We start from the raw sequence: 985 nt of genomic DNA, 5'->3' as shown, positions 1-985 counted from the left end.
GAAGCGGGATGCGCAGCTTGAGTCCATTCTGCGGGAGAAAAGCCGCGAGCTGGGTATTAGGAAGGGATCGACGCTCGATCACGGGTTGCATCCCCATCAGCGGGAGCAGGCCCTCTCACGCTCGAGGTCGCGCGGTATGGATATGGGGATGTAGGATTTTTCTGGAAAGATATCGTATTTATATTTATGATATCATTTCAGGAAATGAGGAGTTCTGTCATGTCCTCTGTGGTTATTCGCAATCTTCCGGAAGAGACGCATCGGGCGCTGAAGGCGCAGGCCATGCTGCATGGACGCAGTACGGAGGCGGAGATCCGGACCATTTTGGAAGCGGCCGTCCGGCCCTCGCAGCGGGTGCGGCTGGGGTCGCTTCTGGCGTCTATTGGTCGTGAGGCCGGTGTGCGTGATCAGGATGTCGCGGCCTTGCAGGTTCGCGATCAGACCCCGGCCGAGCCGATGTCCTTCGAATGATCCTGCTTGATACCAATGTGATCTCGGAGCCGTGGAAGCCCGTCCCGGAGCCGCGTGTTCTGGCCTGGATTGATGCGCAGGCGATCGAGACGCTTTTTCTGTCGGCCGTTACGGTGGCGGAGCTGCGTTTCGGGATCGGGGCGATGCCGCTCGGCAGGCGGCGCTCGGTATTGCATGAGCGGCTGGAACAGGAGGTATTGCCCTTGTTCGCGGGGCGCGTCCTGTCGTTCGATCTGGCGGCGTCTCAAGCCTATGCCGAACTGATGGTGCGGGCCAGGTCAGAGGGGCGGGCGATTGGCAAGGCAGATGGCTATATTGCCGCGACTGCCGCATCCCGTGGTTATGTTGTGGCCAGTCGCGACGTGTCGCCTTTCGAGGCTGCTGGTGTGCGGGTTCTCAATCCGTGGGAGGATGCCTGATGTCCGAGACAGATCCGGCAGCGCGTGCGTTTGAGGATCTGTGCGCCGAAATGACGGTGCTCCGGCGCAGCGTGGAAGCGTTGCCGCAGGCGTGG

At 61.0% G+C, this 985-nt stretch carries 3 protein-coding genes and 1 pseudogene; all 4 read left to right on the top strand.

Annotated features, from left to right (window positions below; genetic code table 11):
* On the top strand, positions 1-154 hold a 154-nt coding region (locus tag Abin_RS16260; protein WP_084593718.1), incomplete at its 5' end, for a conjugal transfer protein TraA.
* A 65-nt stretch (positions 155-219) separates the two neighbouring features.
* Entirely contained in the window at positions 220-471 is a 252-nt protein-coding gene (locus Abin_RS15515; RefSeq protein WP_035378811.1) for a FitA-like ribbon-helix-helix domain-containing protein, read from the top strand.
* On the top strand, positions 468-890 hold the full coding sequence (locus tag Abin_RS15510) for a type II toxin-antitoxin system VapC family toxin (protein WP_035378809.1): 423 nt from the start codon (positions 468-470) through the stop codon (positions 888-890). Before Abin_RS15515 ends, Abin_RS15510 begins: the two co-directional genes overlap by 4 nt.
* Positions 890-985, top strand: a pseudogene (locus Abin_RS16335) (DUF6118 family protein); the annotation flags it as partial. The gene Abin_RS15510 and the pseudogene Abin_RS16335, both read left to right, overlap by 1 nt.

The sequence above is a fragment of the Acetobacter indonesiensis genome, assembly GCF_000963945.1.
Classification (GTDB): Bacteria; Pseudomonadota; Alphaproteobacteria; order Acetobacterales; family Acetobacteraceae; genus Acetobacter; species Acetobacter indonesiensis.
Note: the sequence above shows the minus strand (reverse complement) of the source record. Positions and strands in the feature narration are given on the sequence as shown.